The organism is Variovorax sp. GW821-FHT10C12, from assembly GCF_059415405.1.
Genome location: NZ_JBWKNE010000026.1, coordinates 1 through 908, shown reverse-complemented (window position 1 = coordinate 908; position 908 = coordinate 1). Strand labels below are relative to the sequence as shown.

The following is a 908-nucleotide window of genomic DNA, read 5'->3' as shown; positions in this document are numbered from 1 at the left end:
CGCAGCTGCTGGTTCGAATCGTCGAACACCAGCTGGCTGAAGCCCTCGCCGCCGAACTCCTTGGTCTTGAAGCCGCTCAGGGCCGCTGCATTGCGGTGGCCCTTGTCGTCGGCGCTGGCGCCGTGCCAGGGCGGGGCATGGCCCGCTGCCAAGTTGGCCTGGGCGCTGGACGAGGCGTTGCCGGCCTGGGCGAAAACGTCGTTGCTGTCGGTGCTGCCCTGTTCGCTGTCGCGTGACGCGCCGCCGGGCGTGGGGGCGATGCCGCCGTCGCCGCGCCCGTTGTACAGCGCGCCGACGACGACGGGCTGGTCCACATCGAGGTCGACGAACTTGACCAGCACTTCCTGCCCGATGCGCGGCAGCCACTGCCAGCCCATGCCGGGGCCCGCCTGGCGCTGGGCCACGCGGATCCAGCGGGTGCTGCGGTTGTCCTGGGCGCTGTCGCCGTTGTTGTCGTTCGATCCGCTTTGCCAGTGGAAGCGCACGCGCACGTCGCCGCGGTCGTTGCAATACAGCTCGTCGGCGCCGTTGGGCGAGGTCTCGCCCGAAGGCCCGACCACGATCGCGCTGTGCACGCCGCTGGCCGTGGGCTTGGCATGCAGGCGTGCGCCATCGGCCGCGGCCAGTGCGGGGCGCCAGGGGCGCGGCGTGTGCACGCCCGAGAAGCTGTTGGCGTAGCCCTGGGCTTGCGCGGTGGCCAGGCTCTGGGGCTGCGGGTAGAGGCTGTTGTCGTTGTTCGTGCCCGTTGCTGCAGACACCAGCCCGAACACGTCGGCCTCGGCCGTCACGGGGGCGCAGGGTTGGTCGAACACGAGGTGTTCCGTCAGCGCGCCCAGCTGCGCCGCAATCGATGCGGCCGTGTCCTTGGGCAGGTTGTTGATGCCCACGTGTTCGACGGTGTCCAGCAG

The 908-nt window shown here is 70.6% G+C and carries 1 protein-coding gene; it reads right to left on the bottom strand.

What is annotated here, in order from left to right; translation table 11 throughout:
- On the bottom strand, positions 1 to 908 hold a 908-nt coding region (locus tag AC07OH_RS31930), incomplete at both ends, for a phage baseplate assembly protein V (protein WP_495303372.1).